General features: G+C 64.1%; 5 protein-coding genes. All 5 read left to right on the plus strand.

The features are described from left to right. The coding region (locus tag VGH54_RS09880) for a hypothetical protein (protein WP_331511781.1) at positions 1-111 on the plus strand (111 nt) is incomplete at its 5' end. A 32-nt stretch (positions 112-143) separates the two neighbouring features. Beyond that, entirely contained in the window at positions 144-584 is a 441-nt protein-coding gene (locus VGH54_RS09885; protein ID WP_331511777.1) for a type II toxin-antitoxin system Rv0910 family toxin, read from the plus strand. A gap of 10 nt (positions 585-594) precedes the next feature. Then, on the plus strand, positions 595-1,455 hold the full coding sequence (locus VGH54_RS09890; RefSeq protein ID WP_331511778.1) for a MaoC/PaaZ C-terminal domain-containing protein: 861 nt from the start codon (positions 595-597) through the stop codon (positions 1,453-1,455). Positions 1,456-1,474: 19 nt separating this feature from the next. After that, the gene (locus VGH54_RS09895) at positions 1,475-2,344 is read left to right on the plus strand and encodes an SDR family oxidoreductase (RefSeq protein WP_331511779.1); all 870 of its coding nucleotides are present in this window, start codon (positions 1,475-1,477) and stop codon (positions 2,342-2,344) included. 14 nt (positions 2,345-2,358) lie between these two features. After that, positions 2,359-2,987, plus strand: a 629-nt coding sequence (locus tag VGH54_RS09900; RefSeq protein WP_331511780.1) for an acyl-CoA dehydrogenase family protein, incomplete at its 3' end; no start/stop codon positions are given.

The raw sequence follows: 2,987 nt of genomic DNA on the forward strand, positions 1-2,987 counted from the left end.
CGCGGTACGGCCGACAAGCGCCAGGTCGACAACGTCACCGCCGCACTGCAACACAACATCGGACTTGGCGGAGCAGCCGTCGTCACCGCTTATCAGCGCGCCGAGCGCTGAACCAGAAGAACAACGTAGGAAAAGGAACAACCATGGGACACATCGAGGCAACCCGCGAATTGTCGGCCAACCCGGAAGCACTCTGGGGGACCGTCACCGATTTGGCCAACTGGGACAAATGGTTCACCGTCCACGAGAAGTGGCTCGAGGGGCCGCCCGACACGCTGACCGAAGGCGCCAAGCTGACGGCCAAGATCGTCATGCTCGGGATGGCCAACAAAATCGAGTGGGCGATCGAACAGGTGGAAGCGCCGCACTCCCTGGTGCTTTCGGGCACCGGAATGGCCGGCGTCAAGGCTCGGTTCACCTTCATCATCGACCCGGCCGAAAATGGCTCGAAATTCACCGTTTTCGGCGACTTCGAGGGTGCGCTGATCAAGGGCGCGCTGGGCAAGGCAGTCGAGAAGGACGGCGTCAAGCAACTCGACAAGACGCTCGACCAGCTGGACGCCTTGGCGTCTGCGGCGGCGTAAGGGTGTTTGGATGACCGAGACGCTGGACTTCGACGACACCGGCCTGGACCGCTGGACGGACGATGAGCGGTTCGACGTGACCCAGGACCGGCTGGCCGAGTACGCGGCGGCCACCAACGACCCGATCGAAGCGCACCGCAGAGGGGACGTTGCGCCACCGGTTTTCGCGATCGTTCCCGTTTTCGAGGCCTTGCTCACCCCGGCGGTCGACGTGATGCCGGTCGAAGCCATCCCCCGGATCGTCCACGGCGAACAGGACTTCCACTTTCACCGCCCGATCCGCCCTGGGGACAAGCTCGTCTCGCGCGGCAAGATGATCGGATACCAAGGGCTGGAGAAGGGCACTCGTGCCGCGATCCTGCTCGAATGTCGCACCGAGGACGGTGAACTGGTCAATGAGCAATACGTCACGACGTTCGTGCGGGGCATGTCGGTCGGCAAGACGATCGGCGAACTGAGCCCCGACCACAAATTCGACGACAAACTGCGCGAACAGGCGCCGGTAGCCAAAGTCGTGCAGCACATCGACACCGACCAGACCTTCCGCTACTCGCCCGCGGCCGGTGACCCGATGCCGATCCACCTCGACGAGGAGGTGGCCAGGGACGCCGGTCTGCCCGACATCATCGCGCACGGGCTGTGCACCATGGCGTTCACGTCGTGGGCGGTGCTCACCGAGCTCGCCGGCGCGGATGTCAACCGACTCAAGCGCTTCGCGGTCCGGTTCTCCAAACCGGTGCTGCCCGGTGACGACCTGGAAACCAGGATCTGGTCCGTCGGCAGCGCCAACGGAGCGACAAGCTACGCATTCGAGACCGCGCGCGGTGACGATTTCGTCATCACTGACGGGCTCGCGGTAATAGCCGACTGACAACAAGGGAGTTCGATCAATGGGAGCACTGGAAGGCCGGGTGGCGGTCATCACCGGCGCGGGCCGCGGTATCGGGCGCGAACACGCACTGCTGTTCGCCAAAGAAGGGGCCAAGGTCGTCGTCAACGACCTCGGCGGCAGCAACGAAGGCGAGGGCGCCGACACCGGGCCGGCGCACGAGGTGGCAGAAGAGATCACCGCAGCCGGCGGCACCGCCGTCGTCAACACCGAGAACGTCTCCACCTGGAGCGGTGCGGAAAGTGTTGTGCAACAGGCGATCGACGAGTTCGGCGGCCTCGACATCCTGGTCAACAACGCCGGTATCCTGCGCGATTCGTTTATCGCCGGCATGGCGGAAGCGCAGTGGGACGCGGTGATCGCGGTCCACTTGAAGGGCCATTTCGCGATGCTGCATCACGCCGCCGCCTACTGGAAGGCGCAGTCGAAAGCCGGTGACCAACCCAATGCCGCGGTGATCAACACCGCCTCGGGTTCGGGTGTGACAATCCCGAACGCCGGCCAAGCCAACTACGGCTCGGCCAAAGCGGGCATCGCGGCGCTGACCTTGGTCGCCGCAGAGGAGTTGGAGCGATACGGCGTGCGGGTGAACGCGATCGCACCGATCGCGCGCACCCGGCTGACGCTGGCCACGCCCGGCATGGGTTCGCTGATGTCGGAACCCGACGAAGGCGAACTCGACCTGTTCAGTCCGGCCAACATCTCGCCACTGGTGGCCTACCTGGCCACCGAGAAGTGCCCGATCACCGGCAAGGTGTATGCGGTTCAGGGCGGCGCGATTTCGGCCTTGTCCGGTTGGCACGACGTCGACACCATCGAGACCGACGGTGTGTGGGTAATCGACGACATCGCCGCCCGGCTGCCGCAGTAATCAAGGAGCAGAGCATGTTCGAATGGTCCGACACCGACCTGATCATGCGGGACACCATCCGCGGATTCATCGACAAGGAGATCCGGCCGAATATCGACGCGCTGGAGACCGGTGAGATTTCGCCGTATCCGATCGCGCGGAAGCTGTTCAGCGAGTTCGGCCTCGACGTGCTCGCCGCGGAAGCAATCAAGACGATGTTGGACAAAGAGCGGGCCCGGCAGGAGAAGCAGGAAACCGAGAAGCGCTCATCCGGTGGAATCGGCGGCCTGGGTGCACAAGCATCGATGGCAGCCGTGCTGGTGTCCGAACTCGCCGGGGTCAGCCTCGGGTTGCTCAGTACGGTCGGTGTGAGCCTGGGTCTGGGCGCGGCGACGATCATGAGCCGCGGCACGCTCGCCCAAAAAGAACGCTGGCTTCCGGAACTCATGACGCTGGAGAAGATCGCGGCGTGGGCGATCACCGAGCCCGACGCGGGATCGGATGCCTTCGGCGGAATGAAGACCTATGTCAAACGTGATGGTGACGATTACATCCTCAACGGGCAGAAGACGTTCATCACCAACGGCCCCTTCGCCGACGTCCTGGTCGTTTACGCCAAACTCGACGACGGCCAATCCGACCGGCGCGCCCGGCCGGTGTTGAC

Origin of the sequence: Mycobacterium sp. (assembly GCF_036488105.1) — a bacterium.
GTDB lineage: Bacteria > Actinomycetota > Actinomycetes > Mycobacteriales > Mycobacteriaceae > Mycobacterium.

Excerpts from the sequence above, each read along its gene's own strand:
- VGH54_RS09895 (WP_331511779.1), top strand. The coding sequence starts at position 1,475 with ATGGGAGCACTGGAAGGCCGGGTGGCGGTCATCACCGGCGCGGGCCGC.
- VGH54_RS09890 (WP_331511778.1), top strand. The coding sequence starts at position 595 with ATGACCGAGACGCTGGACTTCGACGACACCGGCCTGGACCGCTGGACG.
- VGH54_RS09885 (WP_331511777.1), top strand. The coding sequence starts at position 144 with ATGGGACACATCGAGGCAACCCGCGAATTGTCGGCCAACCCGGAAGCA.